The organism is Pantoea sp. Lu_F5_004 (assembly GCF_051136245.1).
In the GTDB taxonomy this organism is placed as follows: domain Bacteria; phylum Pseudomonadota; class Gammaproteobacteria; order Enterobacterales; family Enterobacteriaceae; genus Pantoea; species Pantoea agglomerans.
In genome coordinates this window covers 2,551,567-2,573,345 of sequence record NZ_CP194946.1, presented here as the reverse complement: position 1 = coordinate 2,573,345, position 21,779 = coordinate 2,551,567, and the positions used below count along the sequence as shown (strand labels likewise).

Annotated in this window: 22 protein-coding genes; 18 read left to right on the top strand and 4 right to left on the bottom strand. The window is 55.9% G+C overall.

What is annotated here, in order from left to right:
• Positions 1-2: 2 nt before the first annotated feature.
• Both flgM and flgA read right to left on the bottom strand, forming a co-directional pair.
• A complete protein-coding gene (flgM, locus tag ACR8BN_RS11910; protein WP_434746966.1) occupies positions 3-311 on the bottom strand; it encodes a flagellar biosynthesis anti-sigma factor FlgM in 309 nt (102 codons plus the stop codon).
• Between the two features lie 104 nt (positions 312-415).
• Positions 416-1,075, bottom strand: coding sequence for a flagellar basal body P-ring formation chaperone FlgA (gene flgA / locus ACR8BN_RS11905; protein WP_010246373.1), 660 nt, complete (start codon positions 1,073-1,075; stop codon positions 416-418).
• Positions 1,076-1,230: 155 nt separating this feature from the next.
• Here flgA and flgB point away from each other — a divergent pair, with 155 nt between their 5' ends.
• The 11 genes from flgB to flgL all read left to right on the top strand — a co-directional run bounded on the left by flgB (position 1,231) and on the right by flgL (position 11,202).
• Positions 1,231-1,644, top strand: coding sequence for a flagellar basal body rod protein FlgB (flgB, locus tag ACR8BN_RS11900; RefSeq protein ID WP_009090882.1), 414 nt, complete (start codon positions 1,231-1,233; stop codon positions 1,642-1,644).
• Positions 1,645-1,646: 2 nt separating this feature from the next.
• A complete protein-coding gene (flgC, locus tag ACR8BN_RS11895; RefSeq protein WP_013357440.1) occupies positions 1,647-2,051 on the top strand; it encodes a flagellar basal body rod protein FlgC in 405 nt (134 codons plus the stop codon).
• A 12-nt stretch (positions 2,052-2,063) separates the two neighbouring features.
• A complete protein-coding gene (gene flgD / locus ACR8BN_RS11890) occupies positions 2,064-2,738 on the top strand; it encodes a flagellar hook assembly protein FlgD (RefSeq protein WP_031592458.1) in 675 nt (224 codons plus the stop codon).
• 26 nt (positions 2,739-2,764) lie between these two features.
• Positions 2,765-4,021 carry a flagellar hook protein FlgE gene (gene flgE, locus ACR8BN_RS11885; protein WP_031592459.1) on the top strand — a complete coding sequence of 419 codons (1,257 nt, stop codon included), beginning with the start codon at positions 2,765-2,767 and terminating at the stop codon, positions 4,019-4,021.
• Positions 4,022-4,041: 20 nt separating this feature from the next.
• Positions 4,042-4,797, top strand: coding sequence for a flagellar basal body rod protein FlgF (locus ACR8BN_RS11880; RefSeq protein WP_010669843.1), 756 nt, complete (start codon positions 4,042-4,044; stop codon positions 4,795-4,797).
• A gap of 17 nt (positions 4,798-4,814) precedes the next feature.
• On the top strand, positions 4,815-5,597 hold the full coding sequence (gene flgG, locus ACR8BN_RS11875; protein WP_003849881.1) for a flagellar basal-body rod protein FlgG: 783 nt from the start codon (positions 4,815-4,817) through the stop codon (positions 5,595-5,597).
• A 60-nt stretch (positions 5,598-5,657) separates the two neighbouring features.
• Positions 5,658-6,368 (top strand): flagellar basal body L-ring protein FlgH, encoded by a 711-nt coding sequence (locus tag ACR8BN_RS11870; RefSeq protein WP_029518984.1) that lies wholly within the window; start codon positions 5,658-5,660, stop codon positions 6,366-6,368.
• A 9-nt stretch (positions 6,369-6,377) separates the two neighbouring features.
• Positions 6,378-7,487 (top strand): flagellar basal body P-ring protein FlgI, encoded by a 1,110-nt coding sequence (locus ACR8BN_RS11865; protein ID WP_031592460.1) that lies wholly within the window; start codon positions 6,378-6,380, stop codon positions 7,485-7,487.
• Positions 7,487-8,449: a flagellar assembly peptidoglycan hydrolase FlgJ gene (gene flgJ, locus ACR8BN_RS11860; protein WP_010246357.1), complete on the top strand. Its 963-nt coding sequence runs from the start codon at positions 7,487-7,489 to the stop codon at positions 8,447-8,449. Before ACR8BN_RS11865 ends, flgJ begins: the two co-directional genes overlap by 1 nt.
• 123 nt (positions 8,450-8,572) lie before the next feature.
• Positions 8,573-10,222 carry a flagellar hook-associated protein FlgK gene (flgK, locus tag ACR8BN_RS11855; protein ID WP_010669846.1) on the top strand — a complete coding sequence of 550 codons (1,650 nt, stop codon included), beginning with the start codon at positions 8,573-8,575 and terminating at the stop codon, positions 10,220-10,222.
• 14 nt (positions 10,223-10,236) lie between these two features.
• Complete coding sequence (gene flgL / locus ACR8BN_RS11850; protein ID WP_031592461.1) at positions 10,237-11,202, top strand: flagellar hook-associated protein FlgL; 966 nt, start codon at positions 10,237-10,239, stop codon at positions 11,200-11,202.
• A gap of 325 nt (positions 11,203-11,527) precedes the next feature.
• Here the strand turns inward: flgL and rne are convergent, their stop codons facing one another.
• On the bottom strand, positions 11,528-14,968 hold the full coding sequence (gene rne / locus ACR8BN_RS11845; RefSeq protein ID WP_434746965.1) for a ribonuclease E: 3,441 nt from the start codon (positions 14,966-14,968) through the stop codon (positions 11,528-11,530).
• A 573-nt stretch (positions 14,969-15,541) separates the two neighbouring features.
• Between rne and rluC the strand changes: the two genes are divergently transcribed.
• Positions 15,542-16,498, top strand: a complete 957-nt coding sequence (gene rluC / locus ACR8BN_RS11840; protein WP_010246350.1) for a 23S rRNA pseudouridine(955/2504/2580) synthase RluC — start codon at positions 15,542-15,544, stop codon at positions 16,496-16,498.
• 11 nt (positions 16,499-16,509) lie between these two features.
• Here the strand turns inward: rluC and ACR8BN_RS11835 are convergent, their stop codons facing one another.
• Complete coding sequence (locus tag ACR8BN_RS11835; RefSeq protein ID WP_434746964.1) at positions 16,510-17,097, bottom strand: Maf family protein; 588 nt, start codon at positions 17,095-17,097, stop codon at positions 16,510-16,512.
• A gap of 140 nt (positions 17,098-17,237) precedes the next feature.
• Between ACR8BN_RS11835 and yceD the strand changes: the two genes are divergently transcribed.
• From yceD to fabG, 6 genes are read left to right on the top strand one after another with little or no spacing between them, the layout of a single operon-like run.
• Positions 17,238-17,759: a 23S rRNA accumulation protein YceD gene (gene yceD / locus ACR8BN_RS11830; protein ID WP_010246346.1), complete on the top strand. Its 522-nt coding sequence runs from the start codon at positions 17,238-17,240 to the stop codon at positions 17,757-17,759.
• Between the two features lie 14 nt (positions 17,760-17,773).
• Positions 17,774-17,944 carry a 50S ribosomal protein L32 gene (rpmF, locus tag ACR8BN_RS11825; protein WP_003849870.1) on the top strand — a complete coding sequence of 57 codons (171 nt, stop codon included), beginning with the start codon at positions 17,774-17,776 and terminating at the stop codon, positions 17,942-17,944.
• A gap of 25 nt (positions 17,945-17,969) precedes the next feature.
• A complete protein-coding gene (plsX, locus tag ACR8BN_RS11820; RefSeq protein ID WP_434746963.1) occupies positions 17,970-19,010 on the top strand; it encodes a phosphate acyltransferase PlsX in 1,041 nt (346 codons plus the stop codon).
• Positions 19,011-19,964: a beta-ketoacyl-ACP synthase III gene (locus ACR8BN_RS11815; protein WP_031592468.1), complete on the top strand. Its 954-nt coding sequence runs from the start codon at positions 19,011-19,013 to the stop codon at positions 19,962-19,964.
• A gap of 16 nt (positions 19,965-19,980) precedes the next feature.
• Positions 19,981-20,913, top strand: a complete 933-nt coding sequence (fabD, locus tag ACR8BN_RS11810; protein ID WP_010669852.1) for an ACP S-malonyltransferase — start codon at positions 19,981-19,983, stop codon at positions 20,911-20,913.
• A gap of 10 nt (positions 20,914-20,923) precedes the next feature.
• Complete coding sequence (fabG, locus tag ACR8BN_RS11805) at positions 20,924-21,658, top strand: 3-oxoacyl-ACP reductase FabG (protein ID WP_010246337.1); 735 nt, start codon at positions 20,924-20,926, stop codon at positions 21,656-21,658.
• Positions 21,659-21,779: the final 121 nt, after the last annotated feature.

Sequence of the window (21,779 nt, the reverse complement as noted above, 5' to 3'; positions counted from 1 at the left end):
AACTAATTACCCTCTAAATACGCCTTGGTGTCGGCAATCAGCGCATCGGCGATTTTGCCGGTATCCATCTTCAGTTCGCCATTACGAATGGCGGTTTTCAGTTGTTCAACGCGCTCGACGTTAATATCTTTGCTGCTCGGCTGCATCAGCTGCGACTGCGCGCTGCTCAGGCTGACCTGGGCTGCTGCAGGGGTCGTGGCTGCTGCCACCGGGCTGGCGTTCTGGCGCACTTTGCTGCTGCCGGACTCACTGCTATCGCGGCTCTGTACGGTGCTGGCGGGTTTCAGAGGTTGCGTTCTGTCAATGCTCATGTTCGGGCTCCTGTACGGTCAGGGGAAGTCTGCCACCTGAATCAGAATAGCGTTATCGCTTCGTTGATTCTTCTATCGGCAGCACTACTGGCTTCTTTAACACTTTACAGCGTTATAAGAATATTCCCATCCTCGCGTACCTTGCCGCTGACAATCTGGCCATTTCCCATCCTGACCCGGACCGACTGCGATCGGGCGGCGTTATTCAGCGCCTTGCCCTCACCGCTGGCGTCAAAGCCGTCACCGCTGGCAATCACCATCACATTCTGACCTGCCTTGACACGCCACGGCTGACGCAGCGTAGAGGGATTAATCGGCTGTCCTGGCTGGATATCACGCAGCACCACGGCGTCTGCGACCGAGTCCGCATTCAGCAGGGCGCGGGCGGGCAGAGTATCGAGGCGGCCGGTCTGCAGAGTGAAATCACTCTCGCTCACGCTACTGCCCTGGCTCAGCAGCCGGTTCGCCACCAGATAGGAACCGGTGACCTGCACCTGAACCTGAATATAACGGCGGTTCTCGCCACAGTTTGCCGCCACGCTCATATTGCCCCACAACCGGCTGTTGCCGGGCAGGGTGAACTGTGGCGCCTCACAGGCTGGCCACTGTTCCTGCGGCGTGCGTACCACCACGACCATGCCATCAGCATGCTGGGCGTCACGCGCTTTAAAAAATTGATTCAGTTGTGCATTGAGATCCCCGGCGGAAACCGGCAGGGCGATCGCGACCAGCAGACTGGTCAGCAGGGTCAGATATCGACGCATTGTGCATTTCCTCACTGATGATGGCGACGAGTGTACTCCCTTAAGAAAAATCCTTAATTGTCAAAATAGCGGTCATTTGAGGCCTTATTCAGACGATGACCCCTTGCGTTTTCAAATTAAGCTGCGAGCTCGAAATTCTCATACGCGGAGGAAACATGCTCGACAAACTGGATGCGGCGCTGAAATTTGGTACGGAGGCCCTCAACCTGCGTGCTCAACGTCAGGAGATCCTGGCGTCAAATATTGCCAACGCCGATACCCCTGGTTATCAGGCCCGGGATATCGACTTTGCCAGCGAGCTGAGTCGGGTGATGTCCAATGGTCGTGCGGAAGGCAGCAGCATGGCGTTAAAAGTCACGTCAGCTCGCCACATTGAAGCACAGACAAACGGCGTGCCATCGATGGATATGCTTTATCGCATTCCTGACCAGCCTTCTGCCGACGGCAACACCGTAGATATGGACCGTGAGCGTACGCAGTTCGCGGATAACAGCCTGAAATATCAAACCGACCTCACCCTCATCAGCAGCCAGATCAAAGGCATGATGAGCGTGTTACAAGGACAATAATTATGGCCTTGCTGAATATTTTTGACATTGCCGGTTCAGCGATGACCGCGCAATCACAGCGATTAAACGTCAGTGCCAGTAACCTGGCGAACGCCGATAGCGTCACCGGCCCCGATGGCAAGCCTTACGTGGCAAAGCAGGTGGTTTTCCAGACCGATGCGGCACCAGGCTCAGCCACCGGCGGCGTGAAAGTGGCAAGAGTCGTGGATGACCCTACACCGGCCAAGCTGGTCTATGACCCGGGCAATCCGATGGCAGATGCCAAAGGCTACGTGAAGATGCCGAACGTGGATGTGGTCTCTGAAAGCGTCAACACCATGTCGGCGTCACGCAGCTACCAGGCCAACGTCGAAGTGCTCAACACCGTGAAGTCGATGATGATGAAAACCCTGACGATCGGGCAATAACGGAGAAAAATTATGGCTATCGCGGTAGGCGTTAACGAAAGACTGGACCCCACGGTCCTTAGCTCTTCTAACACCAGTGGCACCGGCAACAATGCGCAGGATCTGCAGAATCAGTTCCTGACCATGCTGGTGACGCAGTTAAAGAACCAGGATCCAACCAATCCAATGGATAACAGCCAGCTCACCACGCAGCTGGCACAGATCAATACCCTGAGCGGCATTGAAAAACTGAATACCACACTGGGATCGATCTCCGGCCAGATCAGCACCAGCCAGTCGCTGCAGAGCTCCACGCTGATTGGGCATGGCGTAATGGTCAATGGCGGACAGATTCTGGTAGGCAACGGTACCACAACGCCATTTGGCGTTGAGCTGGCCTCCGCCTCAACCGGCACATCGGCAACCATTAAAGATGCCAGTGGCACGGTGATCGACACCGTCGATCTGGGCGCGCTGAGCGCTGGCGTGCACACCTTCTCGTGGGACGGCAAGCTGACAGATGGCTCTGTCGCCCCGGATGGTAAATACAGCGTTGCGATTGCCGCAAGCAATGGCAACGCACAACTGGTGGCACAACCGCTTAACTACGCCTACGTCAATGGGGTGAGTACTGCGAACAACACCACAAAACTGGATCTCGGCACCATGGGCTCCGCCACCCTTGACGACGTACGTCAGATTCTCTGATTAACCTGTAGACAGGAAACAAACACATGTCATTTTCCCAAGCGGTCAGCGGCCTTGGTGCTGCTTCAAGTAACCTTGATGTCATCGGTAACAACATTGCCAACTCCGCCACTGCGGGCTTTAAATCGAGCACCATCGCGTTTGCCGATATGTTTGCCGGTTCTAACGTCGGCCTCGGCACCAAAGTCGCTGCGGTAATCCAGAACTTTAACGACGGCGCCACCACCACAACCAGTCGTGGCCTGGACGTTGCGCTGAGCGGCAACGGTTTCTTCCGTATGACCGACAGCAGCGGCGGCGTCTTCTATTCACGCAATGGTCAGTTAACGCTGGATGCCAACCGTAACCTGGTCAATACCCAGGGTCTGAACGTGACCGGCTATCCGGCCAGCGGTTCACCGGCCACTATCCAGGCAGGTGCTAACCCGGTGGCGCTGCGTATTCCTACCGAGCAGATGTCAGCCCGCGCGACCACCACTGCCGGTCTGGTTGCCAACCTGAACTCAACGGATACAACGCCATCTGTGGCCACCTTCTCGACGGCGAACGCAGACAGCTACAACAAGAAAACCACGGCAACCGTGTTCGACTCGCAGGGTAATGATCACGCGCTCGACATGTATTTCGTGAAAGACACCACCAGCAACAGCTGGACCGTGCGCACCATTGATGGCAACACCGGCAGTTCAGCGGGTGACTTCAGAATGGCGTTTGACACCAGCGGTAAGCTGACCAGCGTCTCTAAGCTGGATGCCACCGGCGCTGTCGTCAGCACGACTACCGATGGCACCGTCGGCCTGACGCTGAACGTGGGCGGAGCGAATGGCGCAGTCGCCAATCAGCCGATCAACCTGAGCATGCTGGGCAGCCTGCAGCAGAACACCGGCAGCACCACCTTTGGCAGCCCGACGCAGGATGGTTATGCGCCTGGCGATCTGACCAGCTACGCGATCAATGATGACGGCACCATCACCGGCAGCTACTCAAACCAGAAAACCCAGCTGCTGGGTCAGATTGTCCTGGCGAGCTTCTCTAACCCGGAAGGTCTGCAGTCTCAGGGCGACAACGTCTGGTCTGCGTCAAGTGCATCCGGTCAGGCAGCAATCGGTCTGGCGAATACCGGCACCTTTGGTTCACTGACGGCTGGCGCACTGGAATCTTCCAACGTCGACATGAGTAAAGAGCTGGTGAACATGATCGTCGCGCAGCGTAACTATCAGGCGAATGCGCAGACTATTAAAACTCAGGACCAGATTCTCAACACGCTGGTTAACTTACGTTAATTCGCTAACAGGATTGCCATATGGATCACGCGATATATACCGCGATGGGCGCGGCCAGCCAGACGCTGGATCAGCAGGCGGTTACCGCCAGCAACCTCGCCAACGCCTCTACACCGGGTTTTCGTGCGCAGCTGAATGCGCTGCGTGCTGTGCCGGTGAGTGGCTGGTCGCTGCCAACCCGTACGCTGGTCGCCGCCTCGACACCGGGCGCCGACATGAGTCAGGGCGCGATGGATTACACCGAGCGTCCGCTCGATGTAGCGGTGCAGCAGGATGGCTGGCTGGCGGTGCGTACCGCTGACGGCAGCGAAGCCTATACCCGCAACGGCAATATGCAAATCAGTCCGACCGGTACGCTGACGGTTCAGGGCAATCCTGTGATGGGCGATGGCGGTCCGATTGTGATCCCGCAGGGCACTGAAATCACCATTGCAGCCGACGGCTCGATCACCGGGCTGAATGCCGGTGATTCGCCGAACGCCACGGTTCAGTTGGGCAAGCTGAAGCTGGTCAGGGCAACCGGACAGGAGCTGCAGCGCAGTGATGACGGCATGTTCCGGCCTACTGCGTCGACGCAGGCGACCCGCGGTGCCGCACTGCAGGCTGATGCCACTATGCAGGTGATGCCTGGCGTGCTGGAAGGCAGCAACGTCAAACCGGTAGAAACCATGGTCGATATGATCGCCAACGCCCGACGTTTTGAGATGCAGATGAAAGTCATCACCAACGTCGACGAAAATGAACAAAAAGCCAACCAGCTCCTGAGCATGGGCTAAGGCACGAGGATAACAACATGATTCGTTCTTTATGGATCGCTAAGACCGGTCTTGATGCGCAGCAGATGAACATGGACGTTATTGCCAACAACCTGGCAAACGTCAGCACCAACGGTTTTAAGCGTTCGCGTGCCGTGTTCGAAGATCTGATGTACCAGACTATGCGCCAGCCGGGCACCCAGTCATCTGAACAGACAACGCTGCCATCTGGTTTGCAGATCGGTACTGGTGTACGTCCGGTGACCACTGAACGTCTGCATACGCAGGGCAACCTGTCGCAGACCAGCAACTCAAAAGATATCGCCATTAACGGCCAGGGTTATTTTCAGATTCAGATGCCGGATGGCACCTCTGCTTATACCCGTGACGGCGCGTTTCAGGTTGATCAGAACGGCCAGCTGGTGACCAACTCCGGTTTCCCGGTACAGCCAGGCATTACCATTCCGGCTAACGCCACCAGCATCACGGTGTCGCGTGACGGTGTGGTCAGCGTGACGCAGCAGGGCCAGGCTCAGGCCGCGCAGGTCGGTCAGTTAACCCTGAGCACCTTTATGAATGACGCCGGTCTCGATAGCGTGGGTGAAAACCTCTACAAGGAAACGCAGGCATCGGGCGCTCCGACAGACAGCACGCCAGGCCAGAACGGCGCGGGCCTGCTCTATCAGGGCTATACCGAAACCTCGAACGTTAACGTAGCGGAAGAACTGGTCACCATGATTCAGACGCAGCGCGCCTACGAAATCAACAGCAAGGCGATCAGTACCTCTGATCAGATGCTGGCGAAATTAACTCAGCTTTAATCCCGAACAGGGCCAGCGCGTGCTGGCCTGAATGACAGACATTAATAAGGTCGTGACGCCGTGGCGAAGCAACAGATTCTCAAGCCTGGACATTGGTTAGTCGCCTCGTTGCTGCTAACTCTCAACGGATGTGCCCTGGTCCCGCGTACCCCGCTGGTCGAAGGTGCAACTACAGCGCAACCAATGCCGTCCGCGCCACCGGTGGTCAACGGCTCTATATTCCAGGGCGTCGCACCGCTTAACTACGGCTATCAGCCGCTGTTTGAAGATCGCCGTCCACGCAACATTGGCGATACTCTGACCATTACGCTGCAGGAAAACGTCAGCGCCAGCAAGAGCTCCTCAGCCAATGCCAGTCGCGATGGCAGCAATAGCTTTGGTGTGAGCGCGGTGCCGACTGGTCTGGCAGGCCTGGTGGGTGCAGGTGGTGAAAAAGCCAACCTCAGCGCCGAAGGCAAAAACGATTTCGCAGGTAAAGGCGGCGCATCCGCCAATAACACCTTTACCGGCACCATTACCGTCACCGTGGATCAGGTGTTGTCAAACGGCAACCTGCACGTGGTCGGTGAAAAACAGATCGCCATTAATCAGGGCACGGAGTTCATTCGCTTCTCGGGCGTGGTCAACCCACGCACCATCAGCGCCAGTAACGCCGTGTTATCTACCGCTGTCGCCGATGCACGTATTGAGTACGTCGGAAATGGTTACATCAATGAGGCGCAGACCATGGGTTGGTTCCAGCGTTTCTTCCTGAACATCTCGCCGATGTAAGAGGTTTCAATGAAAAAGTTAACGCTGTTACGCGCCGGGCTGGCGCTGCTGCTGGGCTTCAGCCTGCTGGCAAAAGCCGATTTGATTCGTGATTTAACCACGGTACAGGGCGTTCGTGATAACCAGCTGCTGGGCTACGGCCTGGTTGTGGGGCTGGATGGCACCGGTGACCAGACTACCCAGACGCCATTTACTACCCAGACAGTGAGCAACATGCTGTCGCAGCTTGGTATTACCGTTCCCACCGGGACCAACATGCAGCTGAAGAACGTGGCGGCCGTCATGGTCACCGCAAAACTGCCCTCGTTTGCCCGTCAGGGACAGAACCTGGATGTGGTGGTCTCGTCACTGGGTAACGCCAAAAGCCTGCGCGGCGGCACGCTGTTAATGACGCCGATGAAAGGGGTCGATAACCAGGTTTATGCGCTGGCGCAGGGTAATATCCTTGTCGGTGGCGCGGGTGCGTCAGCGGGCGGCAGCAGTGTTCAGGTTAACCAGCTGAACGGTGGCCGTATCACCGGCGGTGCAACCGTTGAGCGTGAACTGCAGAGCAACTTTGGTACGCAGAACACCATTAACCTGCAGCTTAACAGCGAAGATTTCTCGATGGCGCAGCGAATTGCTGATGCCATTAACGCCCGTGGCGGTTACGGCGCAGCGCAGCCGCTGGATGCCCGTACCGTGCAGATCCGCGTATCGCCTAATAATGGTGCGCAGGTGCGTCTGCTGGCTGAGATCCAGAACATTAATGTGTCGATCCCGGTTGAAGATGCCAAAGTCATCATCAACTCCCGTACCGGTTCGGTGGTAATGAACCGTGAAGTGACGCTGAATCAGTGTGCGGTGGCGCAGGGCAACCTGTCGGTGACGGTTAACCAGCAGCAGAACGTCAGTCAGCCTGATACCCCACTGGCCGGTGGTCAGACGGTGGCGACGACGCAGACTCAGATCGATCTGCGCCAGACCGGCGGTGCGCTGCAACGCGTCAACGCCAGCGCCAACCTGAACAACGTGGTGCGTGCGCTGAATGCGCTGGGTGCGTCACCTATCGAACTGATGTCAATTCTGCAGTCGATGCAGAGTGCCGGCTGTCTGCGTGCCAAACTGGAAATTATCTGATGGCTGATATGCAATCTCTGACGAGTTCGGCTTTCGACAGCCGTTCCCTGAATGAACTGAAACGCCAGGCCAGCAACGATCCGAAAGGACAAGCGTTGCAGGTGGCACGTCAGGTCGAAGGGATGTTTGTACAGATGATGCTGAAGAGTATGCGCGAGGCGTTGCCGCAGGACGGCATTATGGGCAACGAGCAGACCAAACTCTTTACCTCTATGTATGACCAGCAGATTGCACAGGAGATGGGGAAGCGCGGCCTCGGCCTGGCGGAAACCATCGTCAAACAGATGCAGCCCGCCACCGCGCCGGATGAAAAAGCCGGTACGGTGCCGATGAAGCTGGATAACAGCTTTATTCTCAGCACCAGCGGGGCAACACCACTGCCCGCGCAGCAGCTGGAGCAGATTGTGCGTAAGGCAATGCCGCGTCTGCCGCCGGTCGCTTCACCGACGGGTCTGCCCAGTGACAGCCGCGAGTTTATCGCCCAGCTGACGCAACCGGCCCAGGCTGCCAGCCAGCAGAGTGGCATTCCTCATCACCTGATTCTGGCGCAGGCTGCGCTTGAGTCGGGCTGGGGCCAGCGTCAGATCCTGACCCGCGACGGCAAACCGAGCTACAACGTGTTCGGGATTAAAGCCAGCGGCGACTGGAAAGGTGACACCACCGATATCATGACCACCGAATATGAGCAGGGCGAAGCGAAGAAAGTGCGTGCCAGCTTCCGCGTCTATAACTCCTATTTCGAGGCGCTGACCGACTACGTCAAACTCCTGACCAAAAACCCACGCTATGCGGCGGTGACGAACGCCTCAAGCGCAGAGCAGGGTGCGCAGGCCTTACAGGCGGCCGGTTATGCCACCGATCCAAAATATGCGCAAAAGCTGGTGGGAATGATTCAGCAATTCAAAAGTATGGGCGACAAAGTCGTCAAAGCTTACAGTCAGGATATGGGCGACCTGTTCTGATCATTGCGCCTCAAGTTTCACTTTAGCAAGCCGATAACATCCCTATAGCCAGAAGCGTTTTCGCCTGCTGGCGCCCACTTTGATGTCTGCCAGCCCGGTTGACGGGGAACGTAAGGAACCGAGATGTCCAGCATAATTAACTCCGCGATGAGCGGATTGAGTGCCGCGCAGGCCGCTCTGAGCACCACGAGTAACAACATTTCCAATTACACCGTGGCGGGCTATTCACGTCAGACCACGGTACTGGCGCAGGCGAACAGTACCCTGCAGGGCAATAGCTATTATGGTAACGGCGTGAATATCACCGGTGTACAACGTGAATATGATGCGTTTATTGCTACGCAGCTGCGCGGTTCCAGCGCGAACTACAGCGCGGTAAGCACCCAGCACAGCCAGATTTCTAACATTGACGATCTGCTGTCGACCTCGACTACCAGCCTGTCGACCTCGCTGCAGGGCTTCTTTACCAACCTGCAGAACGTGGTCAGCAACGCCAACGATCCGTCGGCGCGTCAGTCGATGCTCAGCAATGCGCAGGGGCTGGTCAGCCAGTTCCAGACGTCAGCGCAATACCTGAATAATATGCAGAACAGCGTCAACGCCGATGTCGATTCCAGCATCAAGCAGGTCAATACCATTACCAGCCAGATTGCCGATCTGAACAAACAGATTGGCAAACTGAGCACGGCAAACGGTGCCGCACCTAACGATCTGCTCGATAAGCGCGATCAGTTGGTGAATACCCTGAATAACGTGGTTGGTGTGACGGTATCGCAGCAGGATGGCGGTTACACGGTCGCGATGGCCAATGGCCTGACGCTGGTGAACGGCGACAAATCTCACGATCTGGTGGCGATGCCCTCCAGCAGCGATCCGACACGCACTACCATCGGCTATGTCGATAAACAGGCGGGCAACGTCGAGATCCCGGAAAAGCTGATCACCACCGGTTCGCTGGGCGGTCTGCTGGCGTTCCGTACTCAGGATCTGGATCTGGCACAGAACCAGCTGGGTCAGTTAGCGGCGGCGTTTACCACCAGCTTTAACGATGTTCACAAGCAGGGCTTTGATAGCAAAGGCAATCAGGGCGTCGATTTCTTTAATATCGGCAGCCCGATCGTGGTGGGCAACAGTAAAAACAGCACCGCCGCGTCCGTCACCGCTGAGTGGACCGATACCAGTGCACTGAAAGCGTCCAACTACACCGTGAGTTATGACGGCAATAACTGGACCGCGACCCGCGCCTCAGACAGTACGGCCGTTACCATCACGCCAGGTACCGATGCCAGTGGCAACACCACGCTGAGCTTTGACGGTCTGAAACTGACCGTCGCCGGCACGCCTGCACCTGCTGCCAAAGACAGTTTCCTGGTGAAGCCGGTCCAGAACGCCATCAACGATATGTCAGTCGCGATCACCAGTGAATCGCAGGTGGCCGCCGCGGGTGCAGTAGGCGGTGAGAGTGATAACCGTAATGCGCAAAAACTGCTGAATCTGCAGGATGTGAAACTGGTCGGCGGCAACGCCACGCTGTCTCAGGCCTACGCCACCATCGTCAGTAGTGTGGGTAACAAAACCAGTTCACTGGAAACTACCAGCACCACTCAGAAAAGCGTGGTCAGCCAGCTGACCCAGCGCCAGCAATCGGTCTCTGGGGTAAACCTCGATGAGGAGTACGCCAACCTGACCAAATATCAGCAATATTACATGGCTAATGCGCAGGTGCTGCAGACTGCCAGCACCGTGTTTAATGCATTGATCAATATTCGCTAAGGGCAGGAGATAACATGCGAATCAGTACCAATATGATTTTTGAGCAGCAGGTGCGCGGCATCACTGACTCACAGGCCTCCTGGCTGAAATCAGGCCAGGAGCTTTCCAGCGGCCGCCGTGTGAATAATCCTTCGGACGATCCGATTGCCGCCTCTCGTGCTGTCGTGTTGTCTCAAACCCAGCAGCAGGGCAAGCAGTATGAGCTGGCGCGTACCTTTGCCGAGCAGGGTCTGTCACTGGAAGAGAATACGCTGAAAGGCGTCACCGATGGGATCATTGCTGCGCAAGGGCTGATCGTCAACGGTTCAACCGGTACGCTGAGCGACGATGACCGTGGTTCGATTGCTACCCAGCTGGAGGGTATCCGCGCCCAGTTGCTGAACCAGGCAAACAGCCAGGATGCCAATGGCCGCTATATTTTTGCCGGTTATAAAACTGACAGCGCGCCATTTGTGGATGCGGCTGGCACCGGCGTCGGTTACGCAGGCGGCACCGATGCGATCACTCAGAAGGTCGATACCAGCCGTACGATGACCGTGGGCCATACCGGTGACAATATCTTTATGGCGATCTCCGGCAATGCCACCAAAGAGCCGGATGGCAGCGCCAGCGAAACGAATGTGTTTACGATGCTGGATAGCGCCATTGCTGCACTGAAAGTGCCGCAGGATGATGCTGACGCCGCAACCAAACAGACCTTCCAGGCGGCGATGGATAAAACCAACCGTGGCCTGGGTAACTCGCTGAATAATGTCTTAACCGTGCGTTCTGAGATTGGTACCCAGCTTTCAGAGATCGATACGCTGAATGCCCAGGGCGATGACCGTAGCGTGATTTACAGCTCGCAGATGAGTGACCTGGTTAATGTCGATTTAACCGAAGCGGCTTCTAACTACACCATGCAGCAGACGGCATTACAGGCGTCCTATAAGACCTTTACCGACATGTCTAAGATGTCCCTGTTCCAGATGAACTCGTAGTCTGACCTGAAATTTTGAGCGTACTTTAACCGGATACGCTTACTTTTTCCCACCCTCCCGCTAAAGGAGGGTGGGATTTTTTTGCCTGCGATTCAGCCGGTGGCGGGAGTGATAGAAATTAAACCGGGTTGATTTATATCGCAGGCTGCTCGCATGGCAGTCCTGCTTTTACGCTTTCACGCACACACTTTCCTGATTCCTGATTCCTGATTCCTGATAAACGAGGAGGGGTGGTTAATTATCCTCTGTCCGCTGGCGGGCAGAATCGCAGGCATAAAAAAAACCCGGCTTGCAGGCCGGGGTTCAGTTCACAACAGCCTATGCGTTAAGGCTTGGTCGCCGGGGCAGTGGCATGATGTGTGGCGCTATGACCACCTGCAGAACCGCGACCGTCGAACTCATAAGGTGCACGCACCCAGTCACTATGTGGTGCCGGTTCTGACTGCCAGACTGGCGCAGGTGCTTTAGTCATCGGCGCAGAGGCAAAATGTTTCCAGCGCGTACCGTCATTCGGCACTGAGGCAGTTGCAGGTACTGATACAACAGGTTCGGCCGCAGTCACCGGTGCTTCAGGGGCGACATCGCGTGCGGCTACCGGAGCATGAGGTTCACGAACAGGCGCTGTTTCAGCTTCAGCAGCGACCGGCGCATTCAGAACTTCTTCAACTTCTGCTGCGATCGCTTCGCTGACGTCGGTAGCCGATTGCTCAGCAACCTCCACAGGCTGTGCTTCTTCTGCAACCGCTGCAGGCTGTGCAGTCTCAACCGCTGGTGTCACAACCGGCGCTTCAGTGACAGGCTCAGCAGGCACGGCTTCGGCTGCTACCGCTTCCGCTTTTGCTTCATCTGCCGCCGGAACAACGGAAGGCTGCTCGTCAACCGGCGCGTCGATAGCACGGGTATCGTCAGTATTCACGACCGGCACTGGCGTTTCTGCCTGCGGCTCGGCCTGTTGCACTGGCGCTTCCTGAGCAACAGATTCAACAGCGGCAGCAACAGGCAGCGCACTCGCGGCGTCTGCTGTCTCTTCGCGGTTGTACGCTGGCGTCTCGTGAGTCACATTCTGAACCTGCTCTTCGCTGGCCTGGCTCACCGGGTAACGGATCCAGACTTTACCGGATGCCATCTCTGGTGATGCAGCTGCAGCGGCCAGCGGCATTGCTGACTGAGTCGGATAACGCTCATCACGGTAACGACGACGACGCTGTCCGCTGACGCGCAGATGACGAGGCGAACGACGTGAACGACGCGGCATATTGGCGTTATCACGGTTGTCGTTGTCATCCTGCTCTTCACCCTGGGGTGCCTGGAACTGAGGCTGCGGCTGAGCCACCTCTGTCTGCTGAGGCTGACGCACTTCAACCGGCTGGGCAAAGTCGCTGGCTTCGGCTGGCATAGGTGGACGGTTATCATCAACACGCACCTTCTGGTTCAGCTGACGCGGCTTACGACGCGGCATAACCTGTACGCGCTCATCATCCTGCGGCTCGGTCACGTCCGGAACGTCGGCTACCACTACTGGCTGCTCAGCCACTTTGGCAGCTTCTTCACCGGCACGTTTCTCTTCCTGACGACGACGCTGACGCTCAGCACGCTGTTCACGGCGCTGTTGCTGCTGCTCATCACGCTGCTGGCGCGCTTCTTCGCTCAGTGCCGGACGCTCTTCACGCACTTCACCAGCCTGGGACTGACGCTTGTTACGGCGATTATCGTTACCCTCGCGCGGCTCGCGATTTTCACGTGGCTCGCGACTTTCGCGCGGTTCACGGCTTTCACGAGGTTCGCGGTTTTCACGAGGCTCACGGTTTTCGCGTGGTTCACGGCCTTCACGCGACTGCGCGTTATCTCCGTTACGCGGCGTACGCTCACGACGATTATTGTTACGGCGGTTGTTATTATTGCTGCGGCGCTCGCCACGGCCATTGCCGTTTTCCTGCTCGCTTTCAGGCGCTTTCTGGGGTTCTGCAACCTCAGTGGCCACTGGTGCGGCAGCAGGGGCTTCTTCGCCTGCGAACATTTTTTTCAGGCCACCAAGCAGACGGCCAAAGAAGCCGGTGCTGACGGTAGCAGGCGCAGCCACAGCAGGTGCTGCTTTTGCGGCCGGCTGGGCTTCAGCGCGCTGCGCTTCTGGCTCAACTTCTACCGGTGCCGGAGGCGCATCAGGCATCACAAACGCGGCCAGAGCAGGCTGCTCAGGACGACGACGTTCAGCATGTTCCTCTTCCGACGGCATCGCCATTTCGGCTTCATGCAGCTTCGGCAGATGATAGCTCAGGGTCTGCGTCTCTTCGCCTTTGCGCACGCGCAGCACGGAGTAGTGTGGGGTCTGCATCTTGTCGTCAGGAACGATGATAGCCCGCACGCCACCCTGGCGTGTTTCAATAGCGTTAACCGCTTCACGTTTTTCATTCAGCAGGTAAGAGGCCACCTGAACCGGAACAATGGCGTGAACTTCTTTGGTGTTGTCTTTCAGCGCTTCTTCTTCAATCAGACGCAGGATCGACAGCGCCAGTGACTCGTTATCACGGATGGTGCCGGTGCCGCTACAGCGTGGGCAGACGTGATGACTGGATTCACCTAATGACGGGCTCAGACGCTGACGGGACATCTCCAGCAGGCCGAAACGTGAAATGTGGCTGATCTGAATGCGGGCGCGGTCCTGACGGACAGCTTCACGCAGACGATTCTCAACCGCGCGCTGATGGCGTACCGGCGTCATATCGATGTAATCGATAACGATCAGGCCGCCCAGGTCACGCAGACGCAGCTGACGAGCAATCTCATCGGCCGCTTCAAGGTTGGTGTTGAACGCCGTCTCTTCGATATCACCGCCGCGCGTCGCACGTGCTGAGTTGATATCGATAGCGGTCAGCGCTTCGGTACTGTCGATCACAATCGAGCCACCGGAAGGCAGGCGGACTTCACGCTGGAAAGCGGATTCGATTTGCGATTCGATCTGATAGTGGCTGAACAGCGGGATTTCACCGGTGTAGAGCTTAATTTTGCTGCTGAAGTCCGGACGGCCCAGCGCAGCGATATGCTGACGCGCCAGTTCCAGTACTTTCGGGTTATCGATAAGGATTTCACCGATGTCCTGACGCAGATAGTCGCGGAAGGCACGCACAATTACGTTACTTTCCTGATGGATCAGGAACGGAGCAGGGCGGTTTTCAGCGGCTTTCTTGATCGCTTCCCAGTGTTTGAGACGGAAGCTTAAATCCCACTGCAGCGATTCGGCTGATTTACCGACGCCCGCAGTACGGACAATCAGGCCCATACCTTCCGGCAGTTCCAGCGCCGACAGGGCTTCTTTCAGTTCGGTACGATCGTCACCTTCGATGCGGCGAGAGATACCGCCTGCACGTGGGTTATTCGGCATCAGTACCAGATAGCTGCCCGCCAGAGAGATAAAGGTAGTCAGCGCAGCGCCTTTATTGCCACGCTCTTCTTTATCGATCTGAACAATGACTTCCTGACCTTCACGCAGCACGTCTTTAATATTCGGACGACCATGCGCGTTGTAGCTGGAGGGGAAGTATTCGCGGGAGATTTCTTTTAACGGGAGGAAACCGTGACGCTCTGCGCCGTAATCGACAAACGCAGCTTCAAGGCTGGGTTCAATGCGAGTGATTTTACCTTTGTAAATGTTGGCTTTTTTCTGCTCGTGTCCAGGACTTTCAATATCCAGATCGTACAGACGCTGACCGTCAACCAGGGCAACGCGCAACTCCTCCTGCTGAGTTGCGTTTATTAACATTCTTTTCATCGTGACTTACTCGTTATTCTTTCATGAGTGATTACAGCTGCGGGCATAGTTACCCTGGACGAGTATCAACCGATGGCCCCGTGACTTAGTGCAATGTCGTCAACCTCACGGCTGTCGACCGCGCGAGGGGCGCAAATAACGTCGGTGGCCTGTTTTTCATAAGGGAAAACAGCACCAGATAGTGGAAATGCCTGAGAGAATAAAGAAAACCCGTGCATCCCATACTGTTGTCCAGGCCGCAACCCGCAGCCCGCTAAGTGCCTGATTTCGCATTACGTCTTACGCCATTGCTGCGTGTCTGCTCAATCCGGCAAAATGACAATTTCGCTCTTTTTCTGCCCTGAAATGCAACAGGCAAGAAACTCAAGCATTATTCCATTGCTAACCTTCATATAGCAAGGCGACTTTAGCCAGCTTGTGAAGTTTCTTTACATTTAAATTGCTAATGTGTCGGACAAAACAGCGCTTTGCTGAAAAAGCCAGCAGAGAGGCGACCTGCCGTCACATCAACTCCAGAGTTAAGCACAGAAAAAGGGGTGGCGCTATCAGGGGACACTATTTAGAATCGCCGCCATGAAAACAGAGAATCCCGGCGTACATTTTGTCGCCATCACGGCTGAAAATGCCGGACAACGCATTGACAACTTTTTGCGCACCCAGCTCAAGGGTGTGCCCAAAAGCATGATTTATCGCATCGTTCGCAAAGGCGAGGTGCGGGTGAATAAAAAGCGCGTCAAGCCAGAATATAAGCTGGAGGAGGGCGATGAGGTGCGCATTCCGCCGGTTCGTGTAGCGGAACGCGATGAAGATGCCGTTTCCCCTAAACTGGCGAAAGTGGCTTCACTGGCCGATGCCATCCTGTTTGAGGATGAGTCGCTGCTGGTGATGAACAAGCCTTCCGGCACAGCCGTGCATGGCGGTAGCGGACTCAGCTTCGGGGTCATTGAAGGGTTACGTGCCCTGCGACCGGAAGCACGCTTTCTGGAGCTGGTGCATCGCCTGGATCGTGACACCTCCGGCATTCTGCTGGTCGCTAAAAAGCGTTCGGCGCTGCGTTCCCTCCATGAGCAACTGCGTGAAAAGGGGATGCAGAAAGATTATCTGGCCCTGGTGCGCGGCAACTGGCCGTCACACCTGAAGGTGGTTCAGGCGCCGCTGCTGAAAAACATCCTGCAGAGCGGTGAGCGCGTGGTGCGCGTCAGCAGCGAAGGCAAAGCCTCAGAAACCCGCTTTAAAGTAGAAGAGCGGTTCGAATTTGCCACGCTGGTGAAAGCGAGCCCGGTCACCGGTCGTACCCATCAGATTCGCGTCCATACGTTGCATGCCGGGCATCCCATTGCCTTCGACGATCGCTATGGAGAACGTGAGTTTGACAGTCAGCTGGCGGCAACCGGTTTAAAACGCCTGTTCCTGCATGCTGCGGCGCTGACCTTTACGCATCCCGGCACTGGCGAAGTGATGCGGGTCGAAGCGCCACTGGATGATGGCCTGAAGCAATGCCTGCTTAAGCTGCGTCAGCTGAAAGCGTAATCTCTCCGGCATCAGTTCGTTAAAGGATTGATGCCGGCCTGCTGCAACATCTCATTGAGCGCGATCAACGGCAGCCCGACCAGCGTATTGGGATCGCGTCCCTCCAGCCGATCAAACAGACAAATCCCCAGACCTTCACTTTTAAAACTGCCCGCACACTGAAGCGGCTGCTCCTTTTCCACATAGCCGTTGATTTCAGCGTCAGTTAACGTGCGGAAATGAACCACAAAGGGCTCACAGCAGTGCAGCAGCGTGCCACTGACCGGATGAAATAGCGCCAGACCGGTGTAAAAGGTAATGGCTTTTCCGCTGGCGGCACGCAGTTGCGCCCGCGCATTCTCAGCGGTATGAGGCTTACCGGCGATTGCGCCATCCAGCACGCAAACCTGGTCGGAGCCGATTATCCAGTGGCTGGGATACGTTTTTGCCAGTGCCTGCGCTTTAGCCACGGCAAGACGGGCCACCAGTGCTTCAGCGGTCTCATCGGGCTGGGGTGACTCATCAACCTCAGGCGCGGCGGTAATAAAAGGCAGGCCCAGTTTATGCAGTAATGCCTGCCGAAAGGGCGAGGTTGAAGCTAAAAGAATCGATGGCGTCATTTTTTTTCAATAGTGATAGCGAATTGGTGACAGTCATTTTAAACTGTGCGCCGCACTGGATGCGAATAGTGGTTGAAAGATGCTGTTTAACGGCCTTTTTCTTTGACTCTATGACATTACAAAGTTAATATGCGCGCCCTATGCAAAAGGTAAAATTACCCCTAACGCTGGACCCTGTCCGCACTGCTCAGAAGCGCCTTGATTATCAGGGTGTCTACACATCTGTACAGGTGGAGCGTGTGGCCGAGTCGGTCGTTAGTGTGGACAGTGATGTGGATTGTGCCATGTCGTTTGCGGTTGATAACCAACGTCTGGCAGTACTGACGGGTACTGCTGAAGTACAAGTGACGTTGCGTTGCCAGCGCTGCAACCAGACCTTTCCTCATCACGTAAAAGTGAGTTACTGCTTCAGCCCTGTCTCTTCTGAAGAGCAGGCCGAGGCATTGCCGGAAGCGTACGAGCCGGTCGATGTCAACGAGTTTGGTGAGATCGATCTGCTGGCGGTTGTCGAGGATGAAATTATTCTCGCGCTGCCGGTCGTTCCGGTGCACGATTCTGAACACTGTGAAGTGTCCGAGGCGGACATGGTCTTTGGTAAACTGCCTGCAGAGGTGGAGAAACCAAATCCATTTGCCGTATTAGCCAGTTTAAAGCGTAAGTAATAGGAGTAAGGTCCATGGCCGTACAACAGAATAAACCCACCCGTTCTAAGCGTGGTATGCGTCGTTCACACGATGCGCTGACCACTGCTGCTCTGTCAGTAGATAAAGTTTCTGGCGAAACTCATCTGCGTCACCACATCACTGCGGACGGTTACTACCGCGGTCGCAAGGTTATCGTTAAGTAAGTTTCTTGCTTAGCAAGGCGATACCTTGACACGTTTGACCCTGGCGATTGATGCCATGGGCGGGGACTTCGGTCCCTGCGTGACAGTGCCTGCAGCATTGCAGGCACTGGCCTCTCATTCGGAACTATTCCTTCTTCTGGTCGGACACCCCGACACTCTCATGCCATTGCTTGCCAAAGCGGATTCCTCCCTGATGGGGCGTTTGCAGGTCATCCCTGCCGAATCGGTTATTGCAAGTGATGCGCGGCCCGCTCAGGCCATCCGCAACAGTCGCGGCAGCTCAATGCGTGTGGCACTGGAGATGGTTAAAGAGGGACGTGCGCAGGCCTGCATCAGCGCCGGGAATACCGGTGCGCTGATGGGGCTGTCGACACTCTTATTAAGACCGCTGGATGGCATTAAACGCCCGGCGCTGATGTCCGTTTTACCGCACCAGCAACAGGGTAAAACCGTGGTGCTGGATCTGGGCGCAAATGTGGGCTCAGACAGTGCGATGCTGGTGCAGTTTGCTGTAATGGGGTCGGTAATGGCTGAGCATGTGCTTGGTATTGCACGGCCCCGTGTCGCGTTGCTCAATATTGGTCATGAAGAGACCAAAGGGCTGGAAACCATCCGCGACGCCGCGGCAGTGCTGCGAGAATCACCGCAAATCAACTATATTGGTTACCTTGAAGGTAACGAACTGCTCACCGGTAAAACGGATGTGATGGTCTGTGACGGTTTTGTCGGAAACGTCACGCTGAAGACTATGGAAGGCGTGGTAAGAATGTTTCTTTCTCTGCTGAAGTCATCAGGGAAAGGTAAAAAACGGTCATGGTGGCTTCAGTTGCTGGGGCGCTGGATTCAGAAACGTCTGACGAAGCGCTTCGGGCATCTCCACCCTGACCAGTACAATGGCGCTTGTCTGTTAGGATTGCGCGGAACAGTGATCAAGAGTCACGGTGCGGCAAATCAACACGCCTTCGCTGTGGCGATAGAACAGGCAGAGCAGGCGGTGAGGCAGCAAATTCCCGAGCGAATTGCTGCGCGCCTTGATGCTGTATTAGCCAGGAGTGACAAAGCCTAGATGTATACCAAAATTATCGGTACGGGCAGTTATCTGCCAAGCCAGATCCGCACCAATGCCGATCTGGAAAAAATGGTGGAGACGTCGGACGAGTGGATTGTTACCCGTACCGGCATCCGCGAGCGCCGTATTGCTGCGCCTGACGAAACCGTCGCCACCATGGGATTCAGTGCGGCGCAACGCGCCCTTGAAATGGCAGGCATTGAAGCGAACGATGTTGGGCTGATTATTGTCGCCACAACCTCTTCCAGCCATGCCTTCCCCAGCTCTGCCTGCATGATCCAGCAAATGCTGGAGATCAAAGACTGTGCGGCGTTTGACCTCGCTGCCGCCTGTGCAGGTTTCACCTATGCACTGAGCGTGGCCGATCAATACATCAAAAATGGCGCAGTGAAACATGCTCTGGTGATTGGTGCTGATGTCCTGGCTCGCGCACTTGATCCGGAAGATCGCGGCACTATCATCCTGTTTGGTGATGGTGCAGGCGCGGTCGTGCTGGGTCAGAGCGAAGAGCAGGGTATCATCTCTACCCATCTTCATGCTGATGGTCGCTATGCACAGCTGCTGACGCTGCCTTATCAGGATCGTGCGCATCAGGATCAGCCTGCTTATGTCACCATGTCAGGCAACGAAGTCTTCAAGGTTGCCGTCACCGAGCTGGCTCACATCGTTGATGAAACGCTGCAGGCCAATAATCTCGATCGTGAAATGCTGGACTGGCTGGTGCCGCATCAGGCGAACCTGCGTATTATCAGCGCCACCGCGAAAAAACTCGGCATGACCATGGATAAAGTGGTTGTCACACTGGATCGTCATGGCAATACCTCTGCCGCATCGGTGCCAAGCGCACTGGATGAAGCGGTCCGTGATGGCCGCATCAAACCCGGACACCTTATTCTGCTGGAAGCCTTTGGTGGTGGATTCACCTGGGGTTCTGCGCTGGTTCGCTTTTGATTGACAGGAACGAAAAATGACGCAATTTGCATTTGTTTTCCCCGGTCAGGGTTCACAGACCGTGGGCATGCTGACTGAATTAGCGGCAACGTATCCGCTGGTAGAAGAGACCTTCCGTGAAGCCTCTGACGCGCTGGGATATGATCTGTGGCAATTAGTGAGTCAGGGTCCGGCTGAAGAGCTGAACAAAACCTGGCAGACTCAGCCTGCACTGTTAGCCGCCTCCGTAGCAATCTATCGTGTCTGGCAGCAGCAGGGCGGTGAACAGCCAGCCCTGATGGCCGGCCACAGCCTGGGTGAATATTCAGCGCTGGTTTGCGCGGGTGTGCTTAACTTTGCTGATGCAGTGAAGCTGGTTGAACTGCGCGGCAAACTGATGCAGGAAGCGGTGCCTGAAGGCACTGGCGCGATGCAGGCGATTATTGGCCTGGATGACGCGGCTATCCGTAAAGCCTGTGAAGAGAGCGCGCAGGGCCAGGTTGTCTCACCGGTTAACTTTAACTCGCCGGGCCAGGTGGTCATTGCGGGTAACAAAGAAGCCGTTGAACGTGCGGGTGCCGCCTGTAAAGCAGCGGGCGCTAAGCGTGCCTTACCACTGCCGGTCAGCGTTCCTTCTCACTGCGCACTGATGAAGCCTGCGGCCGATAAACTGGCGGTGGCGCTGGAGAGCATCACCTTTAACGCGCCTGCGGTACCGGTGATCAACAACGTCGATGTGAAAGCTGAAACCGACGCTGCAGCCATCCGCCATGCGCTGGTCCGTCAGCTCTACAGCCCGGTTCGCTGGACCGAGAGCGTGGAAGCGATGGCAGCACAGGGCGTGACGCAGCTCCTGGAGATGGGGCCAGGTAAAGTCCTGACCGGACTGACGAAACGTATTGTCGATAGCCTGACAGCGGCTGCCGTTAACGATACTGCATCCCTGACGGCTGCACTCGGTAAGGAATAAGAGGAAAATCATGAGCTTTGAAGGTAAAGTTGCGCTGGTTACCGGCGCGAGTCGCGGCATTGGTCGTGCGATTGCAGAAACACTGGCGGCACGCGGTGCTAAAGTGGTAGGAACTGCAACCAGCCAGAGTGGCGCCGACGCCATCAGTGCTTACCTTGGCGACAAGGGCAAAGGCCTGTTACTTAATGTGACTGACGCTGACTCAATCAGCACTGTTTTAGAGAATATTCGTGCTGAATTTGGCGAAGTGGATATTTTAGTCAATAATGCAGGCATTACGCGTGATAATCTTCTCATGCGCATGAAGGACGATGAGTGGGAGGATATCCTGGATACCAACCTCACATCGGTATTCCGCCTTTCCAAGGCGGTCCTGCGTGCCATGATGAAAAAGCGCGTGGGCCGTATCATCACCATTGGTTCCGTTGTTGGAACCATGGGTAATGCGGGCCAGGCAAACTATGCGGCAGCAAAAGCGGGTTTGATTGGCTTTAGCAAATCACTGGCGCGCGAAATCGCGTCACGTGGCATTACCGTCAACGTCGTGGCTCCAGGCTTTATTGAGACTGACATGACGCGGGCACTGAACGAAGATCAACGTTCCGGTATTTTGGCGGAAGTTCCTGCGGGTCGCTTAGGCGATGCTCAGGAAATCGCCAATGCTGTGGCATTTTTAGCCTCTGACGAAGCAGCCTACATCACAGGTGAAACGCTGCACGTCAATGGCGGAATGTACATGGTCTGATAAATCACGAAATGATTTGCTTTATTTGCGGTTAGAACCGCAAAATAACGCAAAATCGTGGTTCGACCAGCCGGGATTTTGTTGCATCTTTTTCACCATTTTATACACTACGAAAACCATC

What these genes read in the sequence shown, in the direction of transcription:
- flgE (WP_031592459.1), top strand. Translation starts at nt 2,765, where the DNA reads ATGTCATTTTCCCAAGCGGTCAGCGGCCTTGGTGCTGCTTCAAGTAAC.
- flgC (WP_013357440.1), top strand. Translation starts at nt 1,647, where the DNA reads ATGGCCTTGCTGAATATTTTTGACATTGCCGGTTCAGCGATGACCGCG.
- rpmF (WP_003849870.1), top strand. Translation starts at nt 17,774, where the DNA reads ATGGCCGTACAACAGAATAAACCCACCCGTTCTAAGCGTGGTATGCGT.
- flgB (WP_009090882.1), top strand. Translation starts at nt 1,231, where the DNA reads ATGCTCGACAAACTGGATGCGGCGCTGAAATTTGGTACGGAGGCCCTC.
- flgG (WP_003849881.1), top strand. Translation starts at nt 4,815, where the DNA reads ATGATTCGTTCTTTATGGATCGCTAAGACCGGTCTTGATGCGCAGCAG.
- flgK (WP_010669846.1), top strand. Translation starts at nt 8,573, where the DNA reads ATGTCCAGCATAATTAACTCCGCGATGAGCGGATTGAGTGCCGCGCAG.
- yceD (WP_010246346.1), top strand. Translation starts at nt 17,238, where the DNA reads ATGCAAAAGGTAAAATTACCCCTAACGCTGGACCCTGTCCGCACTGCT.
- fabD (WP_010669852.1), top strand. Translation starts at nt 19,981, where the DNA reads ATGACGCAATTTGCATTTGTTTTCCCCGGTCAGGGTTCACAGACCGTG.
- flgM (WP_434746966.1), bottom strand. Translation starts at nt 311, where the DNA reads ATGAGCATTGACAGAACGCAACCTCTGAAACCCGCCAGCACCGTACAG.
- flgD (WP_031592458.1), top strand. Translation starts at nt 2,064, where the DNA reads ATGGCTATCGCGGTAGGCGTTAACGAAAGACTGGACCCCACGGTCCTT.
- ACR8BN_RS11835 (WP_434746964.1), bottom strand. Translation starts at nt 17,097, where the DNA reads ATGACGCCATCGATTCTTTTAGCTTCAACCTCGCCCTTTCGGCAGGCA.
- ACR8BN_RS11815 (WP_031592468.1), top strand. Translation starts at nt 19,011, where the DNA reads ATGTATACCAAAATTATCGGTACGGGCAGTTATCTGCCAAGCCAGATC.
- flgL (WP_031592461.1), top strand. Translation starts at nt 10,237, where the DNA reads ATGCGAATCAGTACCAATATGATTTTTGAGCAGCAGGTGCGCGGCATC.
- ACR8BN_RS11865 (WP_031592460.1), top strand. Translation starts at nt 6,378, where the DNA reads ATGAAAAAGTTAACGCTGTTACGCGCCGGGCTGGCGCTGCTGCTGGGC.
- ACR8BN_RS11880 (WP_010669843.1), top strand. Translation starts at nt 4,042, where the DNA reads ATGGATCACGCGATATATACCGCGATGGGCGCGGCCAGCCAGACGCTG.
- rne (WP_434746965.1), bottom strand. Translation starts at nt 14,968, where the DNA reads ATGAAAAGAATGTTAATAAACGCAACTCAGCAGGAGGAGTTGCGCGTT.
- fabG (WP_010246337.1), top strand. Translation starts at nt 20,924, where the DNA reads ATGAGCTTTGAAGGTAAAGTTGCGCTGGTTACCGGCGCGAGTCGCGGC.
- flgJ (WP_010246357.1), top strand. Translation starts at nt 7,487, where the DNA reads ATGGCTGATATGCAATCTCTGACGAGTTCGGCTTTCGACAGCCGTTCC.
- flgA (WP_010246373.1), bottom strand. Translation starts at nt 1,075, where the DNA reads ATGCGTCGATATCTGACCCTGCTGACCAGTCTGCTGGTCGCGATCGCC.
- rluC (WP_010246350.1), top strand. Translation starts at nt 15,542, where the DNA reads ATGAAAACAGAGAATCCCGGCGTACATTTTGTCGCCATCACGGCTGAA.